This window comes from Tetragenococcus halophilus subsp. halophilus DSM 20339 (genome assembly GCF_003841405.1).
In the GTDB taxonomy this organism is placed as follows: Bacteria; Bacillota; Bacilli; order Lactobacillales; family Enterococcaceae; genus Tetragenococcus; species Tetragenococcus halophilus.
Genome location: NZ_PXYA01000002.1, coordinates 156,744 through 181,697 on the forward strand (window position 1 = coordinate 156,744; position 24,954 = coordinate 181,697).

Here is a 24,954-nt window from a genome sequence, read left to right on the forward strand (position 1 = left end):
TACCTATATGGTCAACAGTTTCTCAGAAAATTATATGTAATTTTATTTGGAATACACCTCTGCAAATATAAAAAGGTACTGGTAGAAAATTTATATATTCCACTAGCACTAACGCTAAATATCATAAAATTTTGAACATTCATTTTTATATATAATCAAATAGCAAATTAACTAGGAATAGGCATTTGTCTTACTGTTATAGCTTTTGCCAAGCTTTCTAGCGCAGGACATCGATAAATGTAATTAAGTATCAAAAAAAGCATTAGTTCAGACAAAACTAATGCTTTTTTTGAATAAACTCATACAGACTCATAATATCATGGGCAGTTAATTTCCCTAAGGGGCGACGATTAAAAACTGCTGCTTTAGTCACATCATACGTGCGATGTGTATCAACATAAGAAGCAGTTTTTAATCCTGCTGCATGCCAATCTTTAATGGGGTAATAAAGCTCTTTGATTGTTTCAGATTTATGCGTATATTGACTGGTGATTTTGAATAAAGTAACGTACTTACTTTTAACTTCCACAACTAAAGCTGGCCGAATTTTAGATTGATTGTTTTCGTCAAAAGGAACATCAGCAATATAAAGTTCCATAGGTTCCATAAAAGTTAGTCCTCATTCATCCAATCATGAAAATGCGGAGCTTTTTCGGGATTATAATGGCCATTTTGATCAATATCAACCTTTTCATTAGGAATAGTCGTAATTAGGTTATGCCAATCTAAAGCAGTTGGCAATTTTTTAAGAACAAGTTCATTATTATCATTAACATCAATGGTGACTTGATCGCCATCTTGTAAACCTAGTTTACGACGAAGTTCAACTGGAATAACAACTTGTCCCTTACTAGAAACTTTAGAAGTTTTGGGAGTTACTTGGTCGATCATAAAAATCCCTCCTTCAGATGTCTTACTTCTTACATCTTACTAAAGAAACAAAATAAAAGCAAGAAATGTATACTTAAAGTTATAATACATTACCTAGCAAAGTATAAATTCCATAATATCCTTTTTCCCTCAATAGAAATGCCTAGGAACTAGATGATTTTCTCCGCCATTTCCTAGGCTCTTTTACTAAAAATTTCGCTAAAATTCTCTACTTACAACTACAGTCTTTCTCCATTTGTCGCAATAACTTAATTTATTGCGGCAGCTATATTATCCCCGACAACGATGTCTGCTTCGGTGGCTGTTGAAATAACATCTAAGTAATCGGCAGTATTGGTCACAATACTTAAGACGACTGGATCATATCCAGCTTCTTTGATAGCTGCTATATCCATCTCCATCAACAGATCTCCTTGCGTCACTTGGTCTCCTTGTTTTACTTGCGGTTTGAAGCCTTGTCCTTTTAATTCAACAGTATCAATCCCCAAATGAATCAACAATTCAATACCATCACTACTTCTCAAGCCTATCGCATGATTTGTTTCCGCGACTAAAGTCACCTCAGCATCAAACGGCGCAACAATTTCATTTGAGCTTGGTTGAATCGCTGTGGTTTGTCCCATAATTTGTTGCGCAAAGGTTTCATCACTAAGATTTTCAACAGCAACAAACTGACCATTTACGGGGGAAGCTATTTTAATTTGTTCTCCCGAAGTTTTGGCTGCGTTTGCTGAAGACTCGACTTTTTCAGCTTCGTCAGTTGTTTCATCTTCGAACCCTATAATCCAGGTAACAGCAAAAGCAAAAACAAAAGCAATCACCGAACCAATGATAGCCATTGGAAAGTTCATCCCATTATTGGGATCAACATAACCCGGTAGTACAATCAGCCCTGGTATGCCCATACCAAAACTTTTAACACTGAATACATTAAGTAATGCCCCAGCGATTGCGCCACCAGTCATGGCTCCGATAAAAGGTTTTTTTAACTTCAAAGTCACACCATACATCGCCGGTTCTGTAATTCCTAAGAGTGCAGAAATCCCCGCGGATAATGAAATTTGTTTCATACTTTCGTCTTTGGTTTTAAACAAAACGGCAAAAGTAGCCCCTGTCATACCAAAAGTAGCTGCCATCATTGCAGGAGTCATAAAACTATCGTATCCTTGAGCAGCATAGATTTGTAACCCCATAGGCATAATAGCCCAGTGCATCCCAGTCATTACTAAGAGTGGCCATGCACCACCTAATATAGCACCTGCTAAAATGCCTACATTTTCAAATAACCATAAAATAACACCGGATAGCGCTGTACCGATATAAGTACCGATAGGGCCTAGAACAATTAAGGTCACTGGAACCACGATCAACAAGGTTAAAACTGGACTAAACATTAAAGTCACCGATTTAGGCATCCATTTTTTTACCCATTGATAGACATGACTCAAAAACCAGACAGCTAATAAAATCGGAATCACCGATGTGCTGTAATTGAGATAAGGAACGGGTAAGATACCAAATAAATTTAATTCTTGTACTGATTCCCCTGCAGATAATGCATTGAACCCTTCCACCATGGTTGGATATAGTAAAACACCTGCGACACTCATTGCCAGATATTCACTTGTTTTCAGTTTTCTTGCAGCTGAAACTGCCAAAAGAAAAGGTAAGAAATAAAAGGCGCTATCAGATATCATCTGTAATATATTAAAAGCTGCACCCTCAGTTGGCATCCAATTGAAAGCTTCAATAAGAGAGACGATCCCTTTTAAAAGCCCAGCGCCAATAATGGCAGGCAGAGCGGGAGTAAAGGTACCAGAAATAAAGTCCATTAAACGACTCACGATTCCTTTACTAGATTTTTCTGCAGATTCGTCTGTCTCCAAAGAAGCGATATCGCCTAGCTGTTCTTGAACAGCTTCGAAAGCATCATCCACTTCATTTCCTATAATAACTTGGAATTGTTCTCCAGAAAACTGCGCTCCCATGACGCCTTTAATTTTCTTAATATCATCTAGTTGTATTTTTTTGGTATCAACAACATTAAAACGCAGCCGAGTCACGCAATGCCAAGCGGCTTTGATATTTTTCTTACCCCCCATTAATTCAATCAATTCGATGGCTAAATCTGTATATTTTGACATTTTTTTCCTCCTGTAAAATAAAAAACCAAAGTTCACAAAAATCTTGTAAGCTTTGGTTATGCCTGATTTAATCAGTAACAGTCCACTTTATTTAATTTTGCCTTTCCGTCACGCGATTGATATGTAAAGTCAAATAGAAAAGTTCATCATTATTGACCTCTGCGCCCTGCTTTGCCTCGATCATTTTACCTACCTTTTCTGCTGCTTGGTAAGCTTTGCGATAATTATTCTTTACGACTTCGATCAGTTGTTCATCAACGATTTTTGGTTCTTTTTCCTGGTTAAGCTGTCTCAAAATGAAATATCGCAAATGTGTATTAAAACGAATATAATTGACTGAATTTTGGTCAAGCGTCATTTGATAATGATATTCTATAATTTCTATTGCTCGATTAATAAGCGTTGCCAGCTGCGACGAATGAATATTGGCCCTGACATCATACTGCGCATTGACAAAATGATAAGTTAAAAAAGTTTGTTCACTTTTAGGTAAGCGAATGCCGGTTTTCTTCTCTATAGTATAAAGGGCGTCAATAGCGACTTCGTTTTCTTGCGGATACAGTTTTTTAACTTCCCAACGTAAATTTTCAGGATAATCTAGGGTATCTTGCGAACTTCTTTTCAGTGCATAATTTAAATGATCCGCCAAAGCCAGATAATGACTATCATCAAAGCCTTCAATATTTAAAGTCTTGGATGCTTGTTCACTGATTTCTTCAGTCAGTAGCAAAACATCATCAGAGATATTTTCAATCGCTTGATACAACACATTCGGCCCTTTTTGTTGCGTTTCAGGAGTAAAAATACGTTCAATTTCTTCCCGAAAAATGTCTTCTCCCGTTTGCCTACCAAAAGAAATCCCCTTACCCATCGCAATGACTTTTTCATTTTCTTCATTGATAACCCAAGCCACACTATTATTGATCTTTTTTTGAAACTTCAACCACTCAAACCTCCTTTCCAAAAAAATACGCCAAAAACACAAGCTAAAAGCATGTTTTTGAACGTAGGTTATGCCTGATCGTATCAGTAACAGTCCGTATTTTGCTAAAGATTAGTATAATTCACAATGTAATCGGTGTCAAGAAAACCGTATAATTTTTGCTGCTTTCTCTTCGTGTAGACTTGGTTAATTTATACTTACTCACACAAATAGGTACCATTAAAGTAGACTAAGTACATAGCAAGATAAGTATTCAAAAACTTGTTTATTTCATTTTAATTAACGGATGAGTACGTAAAACGTCTATAACTTTTTTAGCTGAATTCTTTATAAACATTTAGCTTATTTCTTTATCTAATTTTTTAATTGCTCATCGAATCTACAAATTATCTCTACATGAAAAGTTATTCGCTCTTTCCTAAGCCGTACTCCTCTAATAATTCTGACAGAGGCCGGGATTGCGGGTTTTGCAAATACTCATCATAAGCTGCATCACCAACCTGTGTATCATAGGCGTCTTCTAAAGATGACAATGTTGTAGTCTTTAATAGTTCAGACAAACTCTTTTCCTCAAACTTTACCATCTCGTCCAAAAAATTCTTCTCTTCATCAGTAACATGTACAGTGATAATAGCCATATCAAAAAGCTCCTTTATGATCAATTCTTATGCTTCTAAAAAATCGTAGTGCAACACCATCCACATGATATTACACTACGTCTTTTTTTATTCCTATGAACGATCAAATATCGCAAGCGGCAATAATGCACTAACAACATATTGCCCTGCATCAACGACCTCAGATATCTTCAAATCGACACAAAGACTGGCAAGTAGATACGCATCAATTTTCTCCATGTTATAGGTTTCAGATACATAATCGATCATAGCCCGTAACGCTTCCTGCGCACCTGTCATTAAATCGGGGCCGACACCTGTCGTGCCATAAAAATCATCTTGGTTGACTTTTTGCGTTAAACCGCCCTTCGTTTGGAATTGAGGCGAAGGAATAGATTTTTCTGATGCTTTGATTACTGTAAATTTCAAGCTGGCATACATGGGACATTCTAAAGCCGAAACAAAGACTTCTCCGTCACCTTGCGCCGCATGACCATCTCCACAGCTAAACAAAGCACCCGCTTGCTGCACTGGCAAATATAGTTTCGTTCCTATGGTCAATTGTCGTACATCCAAATTTCCGCCAAAGTTTCCCGGAGGCATAATCGGAGTCCCATCACCATCTTTAGGACAGACACCCATGGTTCCTAGGAAAGGTTCAATCGGCACCTTGATATCGTCGCTAAAATGAATATACTTTCCATCGGATAGATCAAAGGTACGCAAATAGGCATCGGGATAATCTTCAGCTAATAAATCTAAACCAGGTAAAACCGCCGTCCGCCCCCAGTGTTTCGTTTTCAAATCAAGGATTTCTACAGCTAAAGTATCTCCTGGCTCCGCACCATTGATGTAAACCGGACCAGAAAGAGGATAAACATAATCCCAGTCAAGTTCCGAAATTGCTTCTGTCGTTGAGTGAAAATTAAATTGATTATCCGATACCTCTCTTGTTTCAAAAACCACCGTGTCACCGCTATCAATTGTCAAAATAGGTTCATGCTCTTTATGCCAAGTGTAGTGAACTCTATCCGTTGTAAATTTATGAGTTTCTGCCATTGCTTACGCCCCCTTTGTTATTTAACCTTAAATATAGCAAAGGAATTGGAATAAGCAATTCAAATCAATCCACTATTGACTTATGCGCATTATGCGTATATAATATAGTTATAGGAAGGAGTTGAGTAAATGCCTCAAACAGCTAAGCAAGTCATTAAACTACTTAAAAAAAATGGATTTACTGAAACAAGAATTAAAGGCGACCATCATAGATATGAAAATGGTCAAGGTAATAAAGTGACAGTAGCATACAGTAGTTTAAAAGACGAAATCAGACCAGGCACTTACAACAACATCCTAAAGCAAGCAGGGCTAAAATAGCCCTCTTGCCTTGATTAAAAAACTAAGGAGGAATCACTATGGTAAAAACTAATTTTGTAGCTTATCCTGCCGTATTAGACGATAGCGAAAATAAAACTGGTGAGTATTCTGTTCTTTTCCCAGATGTCCCGGGCGCACTTTCAGAAGGTGTTGGCATTCCTCAAGCATTATCTAACGGAGCTGAAGCATTAGAGCTGATGTTATATGATGAAGAAGAACTGCCTGAAGCTTCTGACTTAAAAACTGTACAAGAAGAATACCCTCAAGCAATTGTTAGTTTTGTCACCGTAGATTTAATCGCTGCTGCTAAAAAAGTTAAAACGCCTGTGGTTAGGAAAAACACTACAATCCCTGAAGACCTTGCTGAAAGAGCAGATTCTGCCGGTATCAACTTCTCAGAAACACTTACAGAAGCACTAAAAGAAAAACTAGAAGTCTAGCATGTGTTAGGCTTCTTTTTATTTGTTTACTTCTATGTTATTTCCCCTCTACTTAAATGGTTATCTTGGTCGTCAAAATGGTAAAAGGTTCTACACATATCCAAACCCAGCTTATGAAGACCCAGATTTCTTAACGTAATTAACTAATTCTGAATGATTGGTAAATTTTTTCAAGGACTCATTTAATCCTTGGCATAACCTTTTTTCTAAAAGCTCGGTTTTTTTACTTTCTGGATGTACAAAAAAACGCAGTTCATATTAATTAAACTGCGCCCTTTTATTTTTAACAGGAAATAAGTAGTTTTGGTTGAAACCTTCTGTACATTGGCGTTCAACTTTGATTTCATCCTTTGTTCTTCCGTACAGTAATTTTCGTTTGAATTAATGCTTTTTTGGGTAAACTTATATGGCTCCATAATATAACAGTTAGTCTTCATTCATCCAATCATGAAAATGCGGAGCTTTTTCGGGATTATAGTGGCCATTTTGATCAACATCAACCTTTTCATTAGGAATAGACGTAATTAAGTTATGCCAATCTAAAGCAGTTGGTAATTTTTTAAGAACAAGCTCATTATTATCATTAACATCAATGGTGACTTGATCCCCATCTTGTAAATCTAGTTTACGACGAAGTTCAACTGGAATAACAACTTGTCCTTTACTAGAAACTTTAGAAGTTTTGGGAGCTACTTGATCGATCATAAAAACCCCTCCTTCAGGCGTCTTACTTCTTACATTTTACTAAAAAAACAAAATAAAAGTAAGAAATGTATACTTAAAATTATAATACGTTACCTATAAAAGTACAAATTCCATTATATTCCTTTTCACTCAACAGAAACGCCTAGGAAATAGAGGATTTTCTCTGCCATTTCCTAGGCTCTTTTACTAAAAATTCTCACTAAAACTCTCTACTTATAACTTTTTTCCATTTATCGCAATAACTTAATTTATTGCAGCAGCTATATTATCTCCGACAACAATGTCTTCTTCTGTTGCTGTTGAAATAACATCTAAGTAATCCGCAGTATTGGTCACAATACTTAAGACCACTGGATCATAACCTGCTTCTTTAATAGCTACTACATCCATTTCCATCAATAGATCTCCTTGTGTCACTTGATCACCTTGTGTCACTTGTGGTTTGAAGCCTTTTCCTTTTAATTCAACAGTATCAATACCCAAATGAATCAATAACTCAATACCATCACTACTTCTCAAGCCTACCGCGTGATTTGTTTCTGCCACTAAAGTGACCTCAGCATCAAATGGCGCAATAATTTCATTTGAACTTGGCTGAATAGCTGTGGTTTGTCCCATAATTTGTTGCGCAAAGGTTTCATCACTAAGATTTTCAAAAGCAATAAATTGTCCGTTCACTGGTGATGCTATTTTGATTTGTTCGCCCGAAGCTTTGACTGTGTCCGCTGAAGAATCGACTTTTTCAACTTCGTCAGTCGTTTCATCTTCAAAACCTAGGATCCAGGTAATGGCAAAAGCAACTATAATGGCAAGAATCGAGCCCATAATAGTAATTGGAAAATTCATCCCATTATTGGGATCGACATAACCAGGAAGTACAATCAACCCCGGTATACCCATACTGAAACTTTTAACACTGAATATATTAAGTACTGCCCCAGCAATTGCTCCACCTGTCATAGCTCCGATAAAAGGTTTTTTTAACTTCAAAGTTACACCATACATAGCTGGTTCTGTAATACCTAATAGTGCTGAAATTCCAGCAGATAATGAGATTTGCTTCATATTTTCATCTTTGGTTTTAAATAAAACTGCAAAAGTAGCGCCTGTCATACCAAAAGTAGCTGCTAACATTGCAGGTCCCATAAAACCTTCATATCCTTGAGCAGCATAGATTTGTATAGCCATCGGCATAATTGCCCAATGCATACCAGTCATTACGAGCAGTGGCCATGTTGCCCCTAACAAAGCACCTGCTAGAAGACCAAAATTTTCAAACAACCACAAAATCCCTCCAGCCAAAGCTGCACCGATATAGGTTCCGATTGGTCCTAAGACAATTAAAGTCACTGGAACTACGATCAGCAAGGTTAAAACTGGACTAAACATTAAAGTCACCGATTTAGGCATCCATTTTTTAACCCATTGGTAGACATGGCTCAAAAACTAGACGGCTAGTAAAATCGGAATGACTGATGAGCTGTAATTCAGATAAGGAACGGGTAAAATACCAAATAAATTTAATTCTTGTACTGCTTCACCTGCAGATAACGCATTGAAGCCATCAACCATGGTCGGATATAATAAAACACCTGCGATACTCATTGCTAGATATTCATTTGTTTTCAGTTTTCTTGCAGCTGAAACTGCCAAAAGAAATGGTAAGAAATAAAAGGCGCCATCAGATATCATCTGTAATATATTGAATGCTGCACCTTCAGTTGGCATCCAATTGAAAGCTTCAATAAGAGAAACGACACCTTTTAAAAGCCCAGCCCCGATAATTGCCGGTAGAGCAGGTGTAAAAGTACCGGAAATAAAGTCCATTAAGCGACTAATGATGCCTTTACTAGATTTTTCTGCAGATTCATCTGTCTCCGAAGAGGCGATATCGCCTAACTGTTCCTGAACAGCTTCGAAAGCATCGTCCACTTCATTTCCGATAATTACTTGGAATTGTTCGCCAGAAAACTGCGCCCCCATGACTCCTTTGATTTTCTTGATATTATCTAGTTGTATTTTTCGAGTATCGACAACATTAAAACGCAACCGAGTCACACAATGCCAAGCGGCTTTGATATTTTTCTTACCACCCATTAATTCAATCAATTCGGTGGCTAAATCTGTATATTTTGACATCTTTTTTCCTCCTCGTAAAGAAATTGAATTTATTATTAGTCAACACGATGGGGTAAGAATGAAGCGGAAAAAGGTTAATTTTAATTTATTAACGCAAGCAATTAACGAAAAAAGTATTCGCTATAATACCACGCTTAGTTTACTTATTAATCGAGACTTATCAACATTAGATCATTGTGAAGAAAACTTTATTTCTAAGTCTACTTTAATAAGAAAAATGAAAAAAACAGTCCGTTTACTTGGTAATTATGACTTACATATATCCATCTCTGATCGTATGAAGCTTACTGGTAACGAAAATATGATTCGAATCGGTGAGTTTATTTTTTTATCCTTAAATTATTAAGACTTATCTATGTTTCTTTTTTATTCACAAGCAAAGGACTATTTGCTACAAACAAACCGAATTTTTCATTACTTAAACCTATCTTTGAATGAAATCGAAATTGAATATTTATCTATTTGGGTTTTTGTTAATCAATATGCTGTAGAAGAAGGTTATTTATTAAATGATGATCCTGAACTTTCAGGTTTTTTTGAGAATTATAAATTTGTAGACAAGCCAAATTTTCTAATTGACTGGAAAGAAAATGATTGGAAATTCTTTTTATTATTTCTATATACATTAGATTACATATCGTTAGAAAAAGCTATAGAGGTAAAAAAAATCAACCCCTTTTCTAAAGAGATTGAACAATGGATTGCTTGTTTTGAACAACATTATTTCTTTATGACCAAAGAACAAAAAAGGTTCACAGAAAAAAAGCTGACAAAACAATTACAATGTGATGCTATGATCAAGCTTGAAGCGGACATAATGCCTTATCTTGAGGATTTAGATATTAACTATTTAGAAAAAAAATATCCTATTTATTTTTCCTATTTTGAAAAATTTTGGAGAAACTTTTCAGAAATTGAGCCTATATATGCTAATCGACCCAGTATAAAACATGCATCACTATTAAATTGTATTTATTTTGTTCCGTTATTAACATTTATGCCAGAAATTTCTATTTTCATCTGTACCAATACTTCAAGAGCTCATCGTCATCTTTTAAAAGAAAAAATAGATGTGCACTTAAAAGATAAAAATATTAAGTTTGAAGAAAATATTCATTTGGCTGATATTATCGTTACCACAATTAATTCTTTAGAGGCAGTTTCAGAGCAACAAACAATCATACAGGTTCGCCCTTCGTTACCCAAAAATGACTTGGGTCGTATTAAAGCTACAGTGAAGACAAGGCATAAGCATTCTGCTAACAATCTTAGTTGAACAATGCATCAGCCTAGCTTAGTTAATGAGATTTCTTTTCTCAAGAAAGTAAAAGTAATTAAGTAATTATTATCATTACCACATATACAGTTCTTGTATGTATACATAAATTTATTTAATCTTTATTTAGCAAAGAATCCACTGAAACCCATCAGAAAATAAGATATTTTACGAGGAAACTTATGAAAAGCTAAACTTTACAGGTTTCTGTTGAGTATTGCGATTATTTTCTGACGTATGTTCTAAGTAAAGATGATGAGTTGTGATTATTGCGGATGGATTGGATTGAGCCACCTCTGCGGAGAATAGAGCCACCGTCGGCAAGCAGGTGAGCCAACAAGTTAAATGTCCTAACCTCTTTCCTAACCTCTTGTATGGTTCATTGTTGGAAGATTCTGGAGTTGTATTTTGATGGCGTCAGTCAAAGAACAATCAGTTTGAACAATATTATGAACGATTCATGATTGAAGACCTTTCTTTTCCAGAGAAACAGGCAATTGGGAGAAAGTGTGCAACGCGCTACAGAAAAAGAATATCACTTTAAGCTTATTGCATCATGAGTGCACAACAGAAGCACGTGAGCACGGTAAAATCCCTTACGCTTATCGGACTTCCACGATATTCTGCTCTCAATTCGCACCGGAAGGCTGGCATTCAAAACTGGGGCAGGCGCAGGTAGCAGATGCGATTCTTGATCGTATTGTCTATGATTCTTATAAAATTCTAGTAGATGGTAAAGTCTCTATGAGAGAACGTCATGGTTTGGAGGCGTCTAAATGCTCCTTATAAAAGTTGAAAATTGGATAGCAAATTATTTTTTTCGAATGTATTTACCTGATGAAGTGATGAACCAAATTGAAGATAAACTATTGCCCATCTGTATATGGACTGAAGAGGAGGCCTTAGATCATGACGAACTTGTCCGTTGGGCAATTGAAATTATTGATGAGCAATTTAGAAGACAAAAATTTTAGATAGGATCGCTGGCCATTGGAATAGTACGAAACTATTTCAATGGCTCCATATTTCCGCATTTACTGGCTCTTTTCTCCGCCGATAGTGGCTCACAACTCCGCAGAAGCGGCTCAATGCGGCCGCAATGCTCATACAAGGGATACTTTATTTATACTGAAATTTGCCCAAGGAAGCAAAAAAGCTAGTGATCCGTAGAAGGATCATTAGCTTGACTGGCTCTAGATTTAACGATTCAGGTGGTTCTCAAAATGGCGTTTTAACTGGTTCTATTCATTCCGACAAAGTGGTTCTTTGAGAGCGGCGTACTCCCTAATATAAATAGCTCCTTATATTTTTTATTCATCGCTTTTTCCTTCTTTAAAACAGTCATATATTCATTATAACAAAACTATTAACTTCGTTAATTAAAAATTATATCTGCTTTCTCTTGTTCTAAAGGCTTCAACTCCTCCTTCTAAAATTTCACAAACTTCATCTTTTATTACTTTTCCTTCCAGACTACCATTTTTATAATAATACTTTTCTTTATTTGGATTCGGATGCTGTTGATCATGTTCATTAGCTATTATAACATTTTCACTATCACCAGTTATAACGATATTTGCATTGTGTGTAACCACGAACAGTTGTCTTTTTAATTTCTCTTTCTTAAAATATCCGACAATATCTTCAACAATTGACCGATTGTCTAAGTTATCCTCTGGTTGGTCAATTAATAAAGGACAATCTTTTTCTCCAACTTCTAACTTTATTAGAAGTAAAATTAACGCCTTCTTTCCCTCAGACATTGTATCAAAGTTAACACCTTCATAAGTAATATTATAATCCTGTTGAATATAATTTAATTTACAAATTTCATTTAAGAAAGTACTTAAACTATATTCGCTTTTAAAGCTTTCTTTCTCCATTAAGCCTATTATATTTTTTAAAGTAACCAAAAAATCATCAGAATTTAAAGTCACCGGTTCTTCATCAAAATTAATAATATTTTTGAATCCACCTGTAGTAATTTCCTTATAATTTGTTGTTTTTGTTTTTAAATGTTTACGGAACAATCGAGACAAATTTTCTTGGTTAACATTAGTTTCGTATTTAATAACTAATTTTCCTGAAGAAAGAACTTCCTCAGAATTAACAAAATTTTCCCATTTAACCAATTCACAGATTTCGTTTACATTTTTATTAATCTTTTTAGTAACTGATTTTATTTCACTATTATTATCTTGTCTTTTTCTTAGATTATTTCTTTCAGCAAGTAAATCATCATTTAGCTTTTTTAAAGATGGAGTTTTTTCGATGCTTTCATAATACTTCTCCATCAGGCTATCAGATTCTACTTTTTCAATTTCTTCTGTAAATCCATTTTTAGCAATTGTTAATTCTTTTTCTAATTTTTTTATAGAATTCTTATATGTTGAATTTATCGTTTTTAATTCATCTTCAAGAGTCGGAAAATTTCTTTTTAAAAAGACAATTGAGCTTTCTGAAAGATTCTTACTAAATCCAATTATATCCACTTCCTGAACTTCTTTTATTTTTTCTAATTTTGTGTCAAGTTCGCTTATATTTTCTTTTTTTTCCTCAATTTGCTTAACAAACTTCTGGATATAAGACTTCTGATCTTCAGTAAATGTCACTGTATTTTCGTTTATTTTTGTTTTTATTTCTTCAATATTCTTTTCTAACTCTTCTTCTTCCTGCAATACTTTGTTATCATTGTGTAGCATTTCAAGACTTTTTTTATTCTTTAATAATTCAGTAACACCCTCGTTTAAAGCAGATTTGTTTAAACCTAACTCTTTATAAATATTATTTATGGTATTCAAATTAGTAATAGTTTCGTTGATAAAATTGTTACGTAAATTTCTATCACGCGCAATTTGTTGTAAACTATCTTGATAAAAATATTCAATTATTATATTTTCAACTGGGTTACCATTCCTATAATAAAGTTTCGTATCATCCATCTTACTTTCTATAAGTTTATTATAGTTTTCATTTCCTCCCTTTATATCTTCTTGATAACCAGCTTTTTTTCCTATTATAGATAAAAGTAAAGATTTTCCACTAGAACGCCCTCCTATAATAACATTCATATCATCATTAAAATACACAGTTTGTTCGTTAAATTCTTTTGCCGGAAGTTTTACATGACTAATTATTTTAGATTCAACTTTGGTAGATGGTTTATTTGCTTGGATTCTCACTCTATAAAAGGGCTCATAAACGATACTTTTTAATCCTTCAAAAGTTAAATCTGCTTTGATCCAAGTTGATTTTTCTTTAGGATAATTATTAAAGGTTTTAAAATCATGAGCATCAGTTCCTGAAACACAAGGTATAGATCTTCCATAATATTTAGGGACCTTATTTAAATAGTGATCAATGTCATTTTTCGAAGTAGTTTGTATTATACTAACTGATTTATTCATAAAACCACGATTATGTTCAAAAGCGGTCCCTATATTTGGAGATAACCCATCGTCCCCATTTGGAATCATAATTAAAGTCTTGCTCTTGTATCCTTCTCCCGACGATTTCTTTAAAGCGCTTTCCATATCTTTATAAGTAGGAACGTATGAGAACTGGTCTTTTTCAATTATCTCATTTAAGTTATCTTTAAAATTCAACTCACTTCCATCTGACTTTTCTACTCTTAAATTTGATAAAAATTTTTCTAATTCGCCTTGAGTAGAGTTTTCTGGAAAAATAACATGAACGTTTACATGTCTATGAGAGCCTTTATTTTTACTTTTAGAAACTAAACCTGCCACCCTCAATTCAATATTAGGAAATAATATAATAGAATTATCTAGACCAAAGTTATTCCTATTTTCATTGAGGAACAAATAATTTTCTACTGAAAAATAATCAGTAATCCCAAAGCATTTAATCCCACTATCATTTAATTTTTTACAGTATTCTTTCCATATTTTACTATTTTTACTTTCACTAACCTTATTTCCATCACTATCTTCAAAATTATCATGTAATTTAGTATTTGGTGTATGTATATGTAAATCCCATCGATTCCATTCAGAACCTCTTCTCTCCATTAAAAATCACTCCTAATTAATTCTTCTTTTTTGTTGTTCTCATTACTTGTCATTAGAATAATTATTTTTACATTATAATCAACGTTTCAATAGTTGATTTGGTAGAACTAACTTATTACACACCTCATTTTTTGGCGTTAGACTAAAATTGTGGAAATACTTTTGTATAACGTATCCAATAATATTGCTACAAAGGAGATCAGGCTATTGCAAACAATACAAATAAAATTTAACCTTCAAATTAACGAATATGGCAAAATGTGCTTTCTTTAGTACGTGGAATAAGATTGCAAGACAAACGTGTATAATAGAATAAAATAGTTCCCTAAGTTACTAAACTAAATGTGCAACAACACCAAAAATTTATTTTATATTGCCTTGTTAAAACGTTATACTAAACAATTATATACTATAAATAATTTTTCCATTTTCAGCAATTATAATTATTTCACCGTTTCCATCTAAAATATTAACCGGTTTTCCTCCAGTTTGGAGACTGACTTCACTAGCTCCATCTAGGAAATCATCAAAATAGCCTTCGTTCCCATCACAAGAAATATAAAGATTTAAATTTTGAATAGTAGCAGATATTTCAGGAATGAAGTATATCTTTTCACCATCGTCTTCGATAGAACATCCTAAATATTGAGCTTTGGCTTGAATACTATCAGAAGTGTCTAAATCTTCGTAAGGAATTGTTCCTAAACTTACTTCGCTTTTCACTTCATTCTCTGTAATATCTTCTTCTGTAGTTTCTACTGTATCTATATTGTCTGTTTCTGATATTTCATTACTAGTTGACCCTTCTGTATAATACGAGTCTGTATTAGTAGATTCAGCTTGACTACCAGCTCATTCCATTGTTTTCGTCAGGAGGAAGCGAAGCACTATAAAAAAACCTAGACTAGCGAAAGTGAAAATAATGGAAAATATCATGATAGCAATAATAAGCATGCCTCTATTAAAAACAGAAGGTAACTCTTCCCACATTGTTTCATTATCTTGTTCTTTACGAAAACATCTACACTGCCCAGTAATCCATATACCACAAGCTGTAAAACTATACCTAAAATAGTTACTGTTTCATTTGATCCAAAAAATCTAGCACAAAAATCTCCTGTATAATAATATCATGCTTATGTGCTTGTCATTTTATTATACAAGAGGTTACGTTATTTAGTTTGCCGACTCTCCCTTTCGCAGAAGACGTCTCTATTTTTCTCAGTGACTAGCATACAGCTCTGCAGAAGTGACAGAATAATCAATAATTGTATTTCTTTTAATTATAAAATGCCCACCTTTCTTGCTTAAACTAGCAGTAATCCGTTAAGATATCTCCTAGAGCGTTATACATATCTTTAAATATTTGATGAATTTTAGTAAGCCAAGAAAAATATATGTTTATATCTAGAGTAACGTTTTCAGAAAGTTCATCAGTAGTAGTACCTTTTTTAAACGCATCGCCCTCAGTAGATTCTTTTTCCATTTGTGAAGAACTGTTATAAAAAAATGTGTCGAAATTAGTACTAAAAGGATATCTAAAAGATGTTACATCTTTAGTGTTATTGTATATATGAGTAATGAATTTTTTCACGATGTTCATGTCTTCAATATAATTTAGCCAACAATCCATGTCATCTTTTTCATTTATTTTTTCCATTTTAGCAATAGTTTCATCACAAAGTTTATTTATTGAATGTGTGTTTTTAAATTCAAATTTTAATTTATTGTGGTCTTGTTCTCCTTCTAAACGCTGTATAATTATATTTAACGCTCCCAGTATACCTTTCAGATAACATTCAACTCCATGAATCGTATTAAAAATAACGGGAAACATCCAACCATCAGATTTTTGTGATGTGTTAGTATGTAATAATTCCCATAAAACATAGTATTGAGGCTCAAAGTATGCGTCACCCATAGCACAAAACTGTTCAAAACTAGTTTCTTTGTCAAAGCGCCAATTTAAATATGCAGTTTCCCCAATCTCTTTACCTTGAGTAAAAAAACCTGGTGTAGAATCAAAGTTTGCTTTCTCAATTCTTTTTGTTTCTTTACTAATTTCTTCGTTTATTCGTTTGCTGATTTCTTTACTGTCCATTATCTTTCACTCTCCATAACATATTTTCTAAATTTATAATTCCTCAGGCAAAAATATTTTGTAAAAATTTTTGCCTTTGTACTCTCTAATTCTTCCCAAAAATATCTCTCGTATACACTTTATCTTTAACATCAGCTAATTCTTCTTCCATACGATTAGATACAATCACATTAGATACTGTTTTAAATTCATCAAAATCTTTAATGACTTTAGAATTAAAAAAATCATCTTCATCTAACGAAGGTTCAAAAACAACAACTTCAATACCTTTGGCTTTAATACGCTTCATAATTCCCTGAATCGCCGATTGACGAAAATTATCCGAATTAGCTTTCATTGTTAACCGATAGATACCGACAACTTCCGGATCTTTTGCGATAATTTGATCAGCAACAAAGTCTTTTCTTGTACGATTTGCATCTACAATTGCCGTCATAATATTTTGCGGTACCTCTGTATAATTTGCTAGTAGTTGTTTTGTATCTTTTGGCAAGCAATATCCACCATACCCAAAAGAAGGGTTATTATAATGGCTACCGATCCTAGGGTCCAAGCTAACTCCTTCAATAATTTCTTTTGTGTCCAAACCTCTTGATTCAGCATAAGTATCTAATTCATTAAAATACGCCACACGCATAGCTAAATACGTGTTCGAAAATAGTTTAATTGCTTCAGCCTCTGTAGAATGAGTTAATAAAACTTCTACGCTTTCCTTAAAGACATTTTCTTTAAACATTTCCGCTATTTCACGTCCACGATCCGAATCTTCGCCCACAATAATACGAGAAGGATACAAATTATCAAACAATGCTTTACCTTCACGTAAGAATTCTGGTGAAAATATAATATTATCTGTACCAAATTTTACTTTTGCATCTAAAGTATAACCAACTGGCACTGTCGATTTAATGATGAAAGTAACATCAGGTCGAATCTTTAACGCCTTCATAATCACGTCTTCCACTGTTGATGTATTAAAATAATTTCTCTTTTCATCATAATCCGTTGGTGTAGCAATAATTAGATAATCAGCAAACTTTACCGCGTCTTCAAAATCACTTGTAAATTCAATATTTAAATCATCACGCTTTAAAAATTCGTGTACTTCTTGATCTTCTAACAACGAGTTCCTCTGTTGAAGCATTTCTACCTTCTCTTCAACAATATCGTAAGCTTTCACTTTTTCTTTTTGACTAAGTAACAAAGCATTAGCTAAACCAACGTATCCTAACCCAAAAACTGAAACTTTCATAATTACCTCCATATATAAATTAAACTTGGTAGTATTCTTTGTACCAATCTACAAACTTTTGTAGCCCAATTTCAATAGACGTACTAGGTTTAAATTTAATATCTCTTTCTAAATCACTTACATCAGCATAGGTTCTCATTACATCCCCCGGCTGCATATCCATATAAATTTTCTCGGCTTCTTTACCTAAGGCAATTTCCAACGCATTGATAAACCGCATTAAAGGAATTGGATTATTATTTCCAATATTATAGATTTTATATGGAGCAAAGCTCGTGCTCAAATCGTTTTCACTTTCATTCCAGTCAGAGTTAGCTTCCGGCGCCAATAGTATTAGCTTTTCAATTCCTTCTACGATATCATCAACGTATGTAAAGTCCCTTTCCATTTTTCCATGATTAAATACTTTAATTGGCTTTTCAGATAAGATATTTTGCGTAAAAGAAAAATAAGCCATGTCAGGTCTACCGTAAGGCCCGTAAACAGTGAAAAACCTTAGTCCAGTAGTCGGGATACCGTATAAATGACTATAAGTATGTGCCATCAGTTCATTAGATTTTTTTGTTGCTGCATACAAAGAAACCGGATGGTCCACATTATGATCAGTCGAAAATGGTACTACTTTGTTCCCACCATAAACCGAGCTTGAAGAAGCATAAAGTAAATGTTTTACTGGAAAATTCCGACATGCTTCTAAAATATTCATGAATCCAACTAAATTTGAATCTACATAAGCATACGGATTTTCAATTGAATAACGTACTCCAGCTTGAGCAGCCAAATTAACGACATATTCAGGTTTATATTTTTCAAAAATAGTATCCACATCTGCTTTATCTTTTAAATCTAATTTATGAAATGTAAAACCATCTATCTCTTTCAAAATATCCAAACGAGATATTTTTAAATCCTGTTCATAATAGTCGTTAAGATTATCAACCCCTATAACTTCGTTTCCTTTTTCTAAAATTGCTTTACTTAAATGAAAGCCTATAAAACCTGCTGCTCCTGTAACTAGAATTTTCATTATAAATCCTTCCTTATAAATTATACTTAAAAATTAACTTAAAACTACAATTGAAATACCTTATTTTTCCATAATGTAATAGTCGGGTTTTATAAAAAATAAGACACTTAAAAGAAAATAGCTAATTTTTAACAATCTTTTTCTTTATGACGTCATAAATTGGATTAACATTTAAAATTGCCGTAACTCCAAAATAAATAGTCACACCGATTAATATTTGAAATAAAGTAGTAATAACGTTGGCTGTCAGACTATTTGTTGTAAAATAAATTACCAACCACATTGATAAGCCTGCAATAATATATTTACTTATCTTAATATAATCAAATTTAAAAGTTGTCTCTTTTAATAAACCTTTGAAACGTAACGCTGACATTACAATATATCCTCCATTGATACCTATAACAGCTCCGTATACCCCAATTAATGGAATCAAAGACACAGTTAAAACAGAGGTGATTACAGCTCCAATGAAAACCGAAATATTATATTCTTTCATCTCTTTTTTTGGGATTAGGTATTGTGTTGCTACTGCCATTTGAAAAGATTGAAAGACAATAACTGGTGCCATCCAAGGTAGTATATATTTCATATTTGCAAACTCACTACCGAAAAACCAATCAATCATCTGATTACTAATAGCAATCACTCCAAACATAATAGCTATAGTAAAAAATAACTGGAGATGTAAAGATTTTTCCAAAAGATTAATCATCCCGCTTTCATCATCTTCGCTAAACAAAGCACTCATTCTAGGAATCATTACAGTATTCATGACATTAACTATGTTTCCAGAAACTGTCATCAACGTCACAGAATTAGAATAATATCCGACAACCCCCATCGTTGCCATCAAACCTAAAATCGTTGTCGTAGAATTTTTAAGTACAGTATCCGCCAATTTCGCAGTAAAAAATTCTAATGAAGGCTTAAGATGTGATAAACAAGCTTTAATCGATACCGGACGCCAATCAATATATTTTTTCAGCGATATCCATAAGCTCATTTGAGAAATTAACATGCTTAACGAAGTAATAAGAAAATATAGTAACAAATCATCAGAATCATTAATCAAAAAAAGTATCAAAATAAAACTTATAATTTTGACTATAAAGTTTCTTATAGTTATTTTTTTAAAATTTTCAATACCTGAAAAAAACCAAGTAATATCAAAAAAACAACTAAAAACTGTCAAGCCGCTTACCAAAAAAAGAACAGGAAAATCCGTAAAAAAGGCGAGGATAACAAATACTAAGAGAGACCCTAACGAAAAGAAAGAATTAAAGAATTGTAATTCCCAAAACTTTTCTGATAACTTTTTTCTATCTCGTTGGACTATAGAAATTTCTCGAACTCCGTAATTCGCCATTCCTAATCTTCCTACTAGAATAAAGTAAGCAGCTATCGAAGTTATGTAATTATAGGTCCCCAAACCGCTCGGACCTAATGCATCTGAAACTATTGGTATCGTGACAACAGGTAAGAAGATAATCAAAATTTGATACGATACCTGATACATAAAATTTATAATAATTTTTCGTTGCATAAAGTAACCTTCCATCAAATATTTCCTATTAATAAAAACTATTAATTTAAATCAAAAGTTAGTTAACCACTTTTGCTTTTTTGTTGATAACCAACTTGTTCCATGACTTGAAGGGTCCTCGCCAAGGCTGTTCTTCCCTTTACTATCTTCTCTTTATCATCATAATTCAACCTATTACTATCTTGTCTTTGATGGGAGCGCAGGATTAATTCCTCATTGTTGATATCAGTTAAAAAAATTGTATGTGGCAGCTTTTTGTCTTTAAGCAAACCTAGATAATCAAACTCGTTTAGCGCACTATAATAAATAGACCAAATAGCTTGGAATAACCCCTGGTCCCAAATATATTCATTTTTATCGACAGAACAATTCCTATTCTGATAAGAAATTAAATACCAATTACTTAAAACTGAATATAAATTTATTTTTGAATCTTGTTTTGAAGCAATTATTATCTTCGTATCCCTTATAAAACTATTAGGAGAATCAATAAATAATAAAAATCCACATTTTATTTTTCTTAGCTGTCTTTGAATAGTTCCTTTAGGTAAGCGCTCATTAACATTAATACAGTTTGTTTTTTTATTAACCAATTGTTTAACCAAAGTGGTCTTACCTGAAGCTGGCATCCCAACCACTTCACTGAAATTTTTTTTATTAAAGTAAACTTGAGAGTTTAAAATAAACATCATTAAGTACCCTTTCTAAAGGTTTTGAAGCGTCTATTTTGATAGTGTTATTAGCAGGAATTTTTATTCCTTCTATAATTTTTACTTTTTGATTAATATTGTCTAAATTTTCTTCGGGTTTTCGTTTAATTGCAATTTCAGGAGAAATCAGCAATTTAACAATTAAATCTGGTTTTAATATTTTAGCCTGTTCATATATACCTTTTTCCCAGCGAGCAATTTTTCTCTTTAACTTGCTATCACTATTAACCCACGAGAATAAAAGAGGCCCGTCATTGATTCCCAAAACTTCCGTCTGAGGATATCTATCGCAAATGACAACCATTCCTCTTGCCTTCGCTTTCCAAATACGTTTTAATTTATTCTTTTTTTCAAAAGCTAATACAATTGCCCATACAACTTTTGTTGTTGAAAGCTTAGAAAAATTGCTAACTACAGTCTTATTAGTTTTTTTATTTCTCTTTTTTAAATTTTTTATAACTTGCATTGGGGCTCGTAATAAGGAGCTTTTACCATCCCCGCTACCTAGGTATTCTATATATACATCTAACTTTCTCTCAATTGTTTTTCTTAATGAGTGTATTACCGTCGACTTTCCTGAACCATCAGAACCTATTATTGCAATAATAGTACCTCCACTAGGGTTTATACGACGATAAGGGATAGGCTTATTCAATTTGTTTTGAAGAATATATTTAAAAATCATATTAAACCTTACAAAAAGATATCTTACTCCTGTAAAATATTCAGACTTATATTTTTTTAGAGTCCTTCGAATACCATAAATCAGTTTTACTGTTTCTTTAGTACCTTTATTTGTACTAAAGAAGTCATTATATAAAGGTAACAACTTTGTCCCCTCAATTAAATCAAGCTTGTTAATAGCGTCAGCTATCTGTTGACTATAAAGTCTATCTTCTAGCCATTCTGATTCTTTGAGAAAGTCTTTGCTAATTTTAAATCTTTTTAAAGTAAATTTTAATAAGCTTGTTTTTAAAGCATACCTCATCCAAAGAATTATAAGCTCTTGTGCAGGAGCCATGATTTTCACAGTATTCGAAGGGTCAAAAGTACTATATTCAAAAAAATTTTTTTCAATAGGTATCAAATATTCTTTAAAAAATTTCCTTCCAATCATTAAATAATTATGCAAATGTATATGCAAAACTTTTTGAGATGCAGTATCTAAATAAATATAATCTGAAATCGATATGTAACTCTGTTTCCCCACTGATTGATACAAAGAAAAACCATGACTTTGTATTATCTGTACAAATTTTTTTTGTCTTCTACATGAACCATAATATCTAAATCAGTATCACCATTTATAGCAGCTTGTAAATGTTCATTACTTTTCCAGTGTATATATCGAATATTCTGAGCATTTAATTCATTAAATAGGTCTTTTAATATTGCTAACACGTTTGCCCTCCGATTAATTTTTAAATTTTTGATATACATCCAAATATTTATTAGCACTAGTCGAAATATCAAATTTATTTCTTAACTCATCTACTATCTCTTTATCTACTTTTTCGCTATCCACAGCTTTGATCATACAGTCTTTAATCTCATCAATATTATTTGGATTAAAATTCAATGATTTTTCTTTTTCAAATAATTCGTTAAATATGTCGATGTCAGAAACAATTGTTTTTAACCCCACTACTTTAGCTTCCATAAGAGCATTACAGAAACCTTCATAAAATGAAGCCATTATAAACACATCTAATTTATGAAGTAAACCATAAACAGTATCTTTATCAACTAGCCCAATACAAGTAACTTGTTCTTTTAATAAAGAACTCGAATTTATTAGTTCTTTTATATTTTCTTCTTCTGGACCACTGCCAATTAATAACAGTCGGTATTTTTTAGGATTATTAACTTCTAATAAGAATTTTTCAAAAGATTTTAATATACCAATATAATTTTTAACTTTTACAAAACGACCTACTGTACCAAACAAAAATTCATCTTTTTTTATTCGTTTTTTCTCCAAAAGTTTATCGGCTGTATATTGATTAACATTTAATATTCTTTCAACATTTACACCATTATAAATGGTCGCACCAGGTACATCCTTAATCAAATTCCTTTGCCATTTCTTTAATCCTTTCCATGTAGTATTAGAATTAGCCACAATAAAATCAGCGTACTTTAACGTACAACCAATTATTAAATTTTGAATTTTATTAAAACTATTGTGGTTAGCATGAATGGTGTGGACCACATTTTTACTTTTTATATTTCTAGTAGTATATCTAGCCCACGCCCCTGAAAGTGTTTGATGAGTATGAATAATGCATTCTTCATTATTCTTTAATAATTTACTTAATTTATATAATCCAGTTAATTTGTTTTTTCTACCATTACACGCTATAAACTCACAATTTGGCGAAACTTTTGAAACGACTTTCAGTCCAGCCTCATAAGAATCATATAAGGAAATAACTATTACATGTTCTTTTTGAGAAATTAAATTTGCCATTTCAAGCGGTATAGAAGTATCTGAAACTTTATTCAATATATATATTATTTTCATTTTCTTTCCTTTTATATTTATATTTTTCTTTTGATGTAAAAATAACTACTGGTAAAAGAATAGCAAACCAAGTAAATCTATAGTTAGGATTAGGCTGAATCATATCTCCAAGTATTATTAATACTGACAGTACTGAAGTAACATCCCATCTAACAGTCCTTTTCCTTTTAAAAATCATATATATAGGATACAAATACATAACTAAAATACCCAAAAAACCAATGAGCCCAACTTCAACTAAAGCAGCTAATAAAGGAAAATGGATTACTGTACCTACTAAATAATTAGAATTACTGTATCCAATTCCCATTATCCAATAATCACCCAGATAGTCTAGAAAATCTCGTAATAAAATAAACCTTGTATTATTCATAATAGATTGAGAATTAATCCCAATAGCAGAATTTACTCGTTGTAATAACATTTCTATCTCATCTTGGATAAAATCGACCCTCATGTATAAAAAAATCATTACTAGCAGGCCTGCTCCCCCAATTACTAATAACCTACTAAAATTTTTAATATTTTTCTTTGAATTGTAAACATATAAAAGCCATGTACTACCTATCACCCATAACAAAATACCTGAAATACTAAGAGTTGCAAGTATACCAAAGCTTATAACAAAAAACTGTAAATACCAAATAACATTACTTCTGTATTTAAAACCAACTTGTGAGAAATACAGAGTGATTAAAGCGCCAATAACTAGTATCCTAGCAATAACATTAGGACCGGTCTCGCCAATAGCAATTCTAGAGCTTGCAAATACTGTATTTATGATTCCAAAAGTATTCCCAGAAAGATAAAATGATATTATAAAAAATGCTAAAATTAAAACACCGTTTTTGTATACATTCAAAACTTTTTTTAGGTTTGAACAACCATTTAAATAATTTTTCATTACAGGATATAAGACCAAAATAACTAACGTTTGTTGAACAATACTTTTCACAGTTCTTAAATCATCTGGTGATCTTATCATACCTAAAAGACTTCCCATTAAAAAGAAATAAAAAGCTATCAACAAGGGCAAGCCAACACGATATTTATTCTTAAACATCATTTTTACCACTAAGATTATACCAATTAAATCTGAAAACAATAATCCACCAGGTAATTTTATAAAGGTTAAAGGTAATGAAAAAAAATAAAGTATTCCTAAAAGATCTAGTCTCTTTTCTTTATTGTTATTTATATCATAAGTAAGCATATTCAATTACCCTTT

Annotated in this window: 24 protein-coding genes and 2 pseudogenes; 6 read left to right on the forward strand and 20 right to left on the reverse strand. The window is 32.7% G+C overall.

Annotation, left to right across the window (positions count from 1 at the left end; translation table 11 throughout):
* Positions 1–277: 277 nt before the first annotated feature.
* From C7K42_RS06425 to C7K42_RS06450, 6 genes are all read right to left on the reverse strand, one after another.
* Positions 278–607: a type II toxin-antitoxin system PemK/MazF family toxin gene (locus C7K42_RS06425; protein ID WP_061841113.1), complete on the reverse strand. Its 330-nt coding sequence runs from the start codon at positions 605–607 to the stop codon at positions 278–280.
* 5 nt (positions 608–612) lie between these two features.
* Positions 613–891 (reverse strand): AbrB/MazE/SpoVT family DNA-binding domain-containing protein, encoded by a 279-nt coding sequence (locus C7K42_RS06430; protein WP_061841114.1) that lies wholly within the window; start codon positions 889–891, stop codon positions 613–615.
* Positions 892–1,139: 248 nt separating this feature from the next.
* Positions 1,140–3,035, reverse strand: coding sequence for a beta-glucoside-specific PTS transporter subunit IIABC (locus tag C7K42_RS06435; RefSeq protein ID WP_103099578.1), 1,896 nt, complete (start codon positions 3,033–3,035; stop codon positions 1,140–1,142).
* Between the two features lie 91 nt (positions 3,036–3,126).
* Positions 3,127–3,978 (reverse strand): PRD domain-containing protein, encoded by an 852-nt coding sequence (locus tag C7K42_RS06440; protein WP_124175408.1) that lies wholly within the window; start codon positions 3,976–3,978, stop codon positions 3,127–3,129.
* A gap of 404 nt (positions 3,979–4,382) precedes the next feature.
* Positions 4,383–4,616, reverse strand: a complete 234-nt coding sequence (gene relB, locus C7K42_RS06445) for a type II toxin-antitoxin system RelB family antitoxin (protein ID WP_103097398.1) — start codon at positions 4,614–4,616, stop codon at positions 4,383–4,385.
* 93 nt (positions 4,617–4,709) lie between these two features.
* The gene (locus tag C7K42_RS06450; RefSeq protein ID WP_103099580.1) at positions 4,710–5,654 is read right to left on the reverse strand and encodes an acetamidase/formamidase family protein; all 945 of its coding nucleotides are present in this window, start codon (positions 5,652–5,654) and stop codon (positions 4,710–4,712) included.
* 129 nt (positions 5,655–5,783) lie between these two features.
* Here C7K42_RS06450 and C7K42_RS06455 point away from each other — a divergent pair, with 129 nt between their 5' ends.
* Positions 5,784–5,975 carry a type II toxin-antitoxin system HicA family toxin gene (locus C7K42_RS06455; protein WP_028790511.1) on the forward strand — a complete coding sequence of 64 codons (192 nt, stop codon included), beginning with the start codon at positions 5,784–5,786 and terminating at the stop codon, positions 5,973–5,975.
* Between the two features lie 38 nt (positions 5,976–6,013).
* A complete protein-coding gene (locus C7K42_RS06460; RefSeq protein WP_014123807.1) occupies positions 6,014–6,415 on the forward strand; it encodes a type II toxin-antitoxin system HicB family antitoxin in 402 nt (133 codons plus the stop codon).
* Between the two features lie 426 nt (positions 6,416–6,841).
* Here C7K42_RS06460 and C7K42_RS06465 read toward each other — a convergent pair whose 3' ends face one another.
* The 3 genes and pseudogenes from C7K42_RS06465 to C7K42_RS13135 form a co-directional block, all read right to left on the reverse strand.
* Entirely contained in the window at positions 6,842–7,120 is a 279-nt protein-coding gene (locus C7K42_RS06465) for an AbrB/MazE/SpoVT family DNA-binding domain-containing protein (protein ID WP_103099581.1), read from the reverse strand.
* A 243-nt stretch (positions 7,121–7,363) separates the two neighbouring features.
* The gene (locus C7K42_RS13130; RefSeq protein ID WP_307718926.1) at positions 7,364–8,080 is read right to left on the reverse strand and encodes a glucose PTS transporter subunit IIA; all 717 of its coding nucleotides are present in this window, start codon (positions 8,078–8,080) and stop codon (positions 7,364–7,366) included.
* Positions 8,081–9,259, reverse strand: a pseudogene (locus C7K42_RS13135) (PTS transporter subunit EIIC); the annotation flags it as partial.
* A gap of 58 nt (positions 9,260–9,317) precedes the next feature.
* Between C7K42_RS13135 and C7K42_RS06480 the strand changes: the two are divergent.
* From C7K42_RS06480 to C7K42_RS06495, 4 genes and pseudogenes are all read left to right on the forward strand, one after another.
* On the forward strand, positions 9,318–9,605 hold the full coding sequence (locus tag C7K42_RS06480) for a helix-turn-helix domain-containing protein (RefSeq protein ID WP_103099584.1): 288 nt from the start codon (positions 9,318–9,320) through the stop codon (positions 9,603–9,605).
* A 42-nt stretch (positions 9,606–9,647) separates the two neighbouring features.
* Positions 9,648–10,535: a hypothetical protein gene (locus tag C7K42_RS06485; RefSeq protein ID WP_124175410.1), complete on the forward strand. Its 888-nt coding sequence runs from the start codon at positions 9,648–9,650 to the stop codon at positions 10,533–10,535.
* A gap of 606 nt (positions 10,536–11,141) precedes the next feature.
* Positions 11,142–11,324: pseudogene (locus C7K42_RS06490) on the forward strand (ATP-binding protein); the annotation flags it as partial.
* Positions 11,312–11,509, forward strand: a complete 198-nt coding sequence (locus tag C7K42_RS06495; protein WP_103099586.1) for a hypothetical protein — start codon at positions 11,312–11,314, stop codon at positions 11,507–11,509. The pseudogene C7K42_RS06490 and the gene C7K42_RS06495, both read left to right, overlap by 13 nt.
* A gap of 405 nt (positions 11,510–11,914) precedes the next feature.
* Here the strand turns inward: C7K42_RS06495 and C7K42_RS06500 are convergent, their stop codons facing one another.
* The 11 genes from C7K42_RS06500 to C7K42_RS06545 all read right to left on the reverse strand — a co-directional run bounded on the left by C7K42_RS06500 (position 11,915) and on the right by C7K42_RS06545 (position 24,939).
* Positions 11,915–14,566 carry a TrlF family AAA-like ATPase gene (locus C7K42_RS06500; RefSeq protein WP_103099587.1) on the reverse strand — a complete coding sequence of 884 codons (2,652 nt, stop codon included), beginning with the start codon at positions 14,564–14,566 and terminating at the stop codon, positions 11,915–11,917.
* A 402-nt stretch (positions 14,567–14,968) separates the two neighbouring features.
* The gene (locus C7K42_RS06505; RefSeq protein ID WP_103099588.1) at positions 14,969–15,289 is read right to left on the reverse strand and encodes a hypothetical protein; all 321 of its coding nucleotides are present in this window, start codon (positions 15,287–15,289) and stop codon (positions 14,969–14,971) included.
* Between the two features lie 589 nt (positions 15,290–15,878).
* Positions 15,879–16,667, reverse strand: a complete 789-nt coding sequence (locus C7K42_RS06510; RefSeq protein ID WP_103099589.1) for a hypothetical protein — start codon at positions 16,665–16,667, stop codon at positions 15,879–15,881.
* Between the two features lie 85 nt (positions 16,668–16,752).
* On the reverse strand, positions 16,753–17,919 hold the full coding sequence (locus C7K42_RS06515) for a nucleotide sugar dehydrogenase (protein ID WP_103099590.1): 1,167 nt from the start codon (positions 17,917–17,919) through the stop codon (positions 16,753–16,755).
* Between the two features lie 19 nt (positions 17,920–17,938).
* Positions 17,939–18,946: an NAD-dependent epimerase gene (locus C7K42_RS06520; protein ID WP_103099591.1), complete on the reverse strand. Its 1,008-nt coding sequence runs from the start codon at positions 18,944–18,946 to the stop codon at positions 17,939–17,941.
* Positions 18,947–19,067: 121 nt separating this feature from the next.
* Positions 19,068–20,492: a lipopolysaccharide biosynthesis protein gene (locus C7K42_RS06525; protein WP_103099616.1), complete on the reverse strand. Its 1,425-nt coding sequence runs from the start codon at positions 20,490–20,492 to the stop codon at positions 19,068–19,070.
* Positions 20,493–20,554: 62 nt separating this feature from the next.
* Positions 20,555–21,184, reverse strand: a complete 630-nt coding sequence (locus tag C7K42_RS06530) for an AAA family ATPase (RefSeq protein ID WP_103099592.1) — start codon at positions 21,182–21,184, stop codon at positions 20,555–20,557.
* The gene (locus C7K42_RS06535) at positions 21,150–22,319 is read right to left on the reverse strand and encodes a P-loop NTPase fold protein (protein ID WP_103099593.1); all 1,170 of its coding nucleotides are present in this window, start codon (positions 22,317–22,319) and stop codon (positions 21,150–21,152) included. Before C7K42_RS06535 ends, C7K42_RS06530 begins: the two co-directional genes overlap by 35 nt.
* A 125-nt stretch (positions 22,320–22,444) precedes the next feature.
* Positions 22,445–22,603, reverse strand: coding sequence for a hypothetical protein (locus tag C7K42_RS12855; RefSeq protein WP_159459069.1), 159 nt, complete (start codon positions 22,601–22,603; stop codon positions 22,445–22,447).
* Between the two features lie 13 nt (positions 22,604–22,616).
* The gene (locus C7K42_RS06540; protein ID WP_103099594.1) at positions 22,617–23,726 is read right to left on the reverse strand and encodes a glycosyltransferase family 4 protein; all 1,110 of its coding nucleotides are present in this window, start codon (positions 23,724–23,726) and stop codon (positions 22,617–22,619) included.
* Positions 23,701–24,939 carry an O-antigen ligase family protein gene (locus C7K42_RS06545; protein ID WP_103099595.1) on the reverse strand — a complete coding sequence of 413 codons (1,239 nt, stop codon included), beginning with the start codon at positions 24,937–24,939 and terminating at the stop codon, positions 23,701–23,703. Before C7K42_RS06545 ends, C7K42_RS06540 begins: the two co-directional genes overlap by 26 nt.
* Between the last annotated feature and the right edge of the window lie 15 nt (positions 24,940–24,954).

Coding starts and splice junctions, on each gene's coding strand:
- C7K42_RS06525 (WP_103099616.1), bottom strand. CDS start 20,492: ATGCAACGAAAAATTATTATAAATTTTATGTATCAGGTATCGTATCAA.
- C7K42_RS13130 (WP_307718926.1), bottom strand. CDS start 8,080: ATGACAGGTGGAGCAATTGCTGGGGCAGTACTTAATATATTCAGTGTT.
- C7K42_RS06535 (WP_103099593.1), bottom strand. CDS start 22,319: ATGATTGGAAGGAAATTTTTTAAAGAATATTTGATACCTATTGAAAAA.
- C7K42_RS06500 (WP_103099587.1), bottom strand. CDS start 14,566: ATGGAGAGAAGAGGTTCTGAATGGAATCGATGGGATTTACATATACAT.
- C7K42_RS06540 (WP_103099594.1), bottom strand. CDS start 23,726: ATGAAAATAATATATATATTGAATAAAGTTTCAGATACTTCTATACCG.
- C7K42_RS06430 (WP_061841114.1), bottom strand. CDS start 891: ATGATCGACCAAGTAACTCCCAAAACTTCTAAAGTTTCTAGTAAGGGA.
- C7K42_RS06520 (WP_103099591.1), bottom strand. CDS start 18,946: ATGAAAATTCTAGTTACAGGAGCAGCAGGTTTTATAGGCTTTCATTTA.
- C7K42_RS06450 (WP_103099580.1), bottom strand. CDS start 5,654: ATGGCAGAAACTCATAAATTTACAACGGATAGAGTTCACTACACTTGG.
- C7K42_RS06435 (WP_103099578.1), bottom strand. CDS start 3,035: ATGTCAAAATATACAGATTTAGCCATCGAATTGATTGAATTAATGGGG.
- C7K42_RS06455 (WP_028790511.1), top strand. CDS start 5,784: ATGCCTCAAACAGCTAAGCAAGTCATTAAACTACTTAAAAAAAATGGA.
- C7K42_RS06425 (WP_061841113.1), bottom strand. CDS start 607: ATGGAACCTATGGAACTTTATATTGCTGATGTTCCTTTTGACGAAAAC.
- C7K42_RS06480 (WP_103099584.1), top strand. CDS start 9,318: ATGAAGCGGAAAAAGGTTAATTTTAATTTATTAACGCAAGCAATTAAC.
- C7K42_RS06460 (WP_014123807.1), top strand. CDS start 6,014: ATGGTAAAAACTAATTTTGTAGCTTATCCTGCCGTATTAGACGATAGC.
- C7K42_RS06510 (WP_103099589.1), bottom strand. CDS start 16,667: ATGGACAGTAAAGAAATCAGCAAACGAATAAACGAAGAAATTAGTAAA.
- C7K42_RS06530 (WP_103099592.1), bottom strand. CDS start 21,184: ATGATGTTTATTTTAAACTCTCAAGTTTACTTTAATAAAAAAAATTTC.
- C7K42_RS06515 (WP_103099590.1), bottom strand. CDS start 17,919: ATGAAAGTTTCAGTTTTTGGGTTAGGATACGTTGGTTTAGCTAATGCT.
- relB (WP_103097398.1), bottom strand. CDS start 4,616: ATGGCTATTATCACTGTACATGTTACTGATGAAGAGAAGAATTTTTTG.
- C7K42_RS06465 (WP_103099581.1), bottom strand. CDS start 7,120: ATGATCGATCAAGTAGCTCCCAAAACTTCTAAAGTTTCTAGTAAAGGA.
- C7K42_RS06545 (WP_103099595.1), bottom strand. CDS start 24,939: ATGCTTACTTATGATATAAATAACAATAAAGAAAAGAGACTAGATCTT.
- C7K42_RS06495 (WP_103099586.1), top strand. CDS start 11,312: ATGCTCCTTATAAAAGTTGAAAATTGGATAGCAAATTATTTTTTTCGA.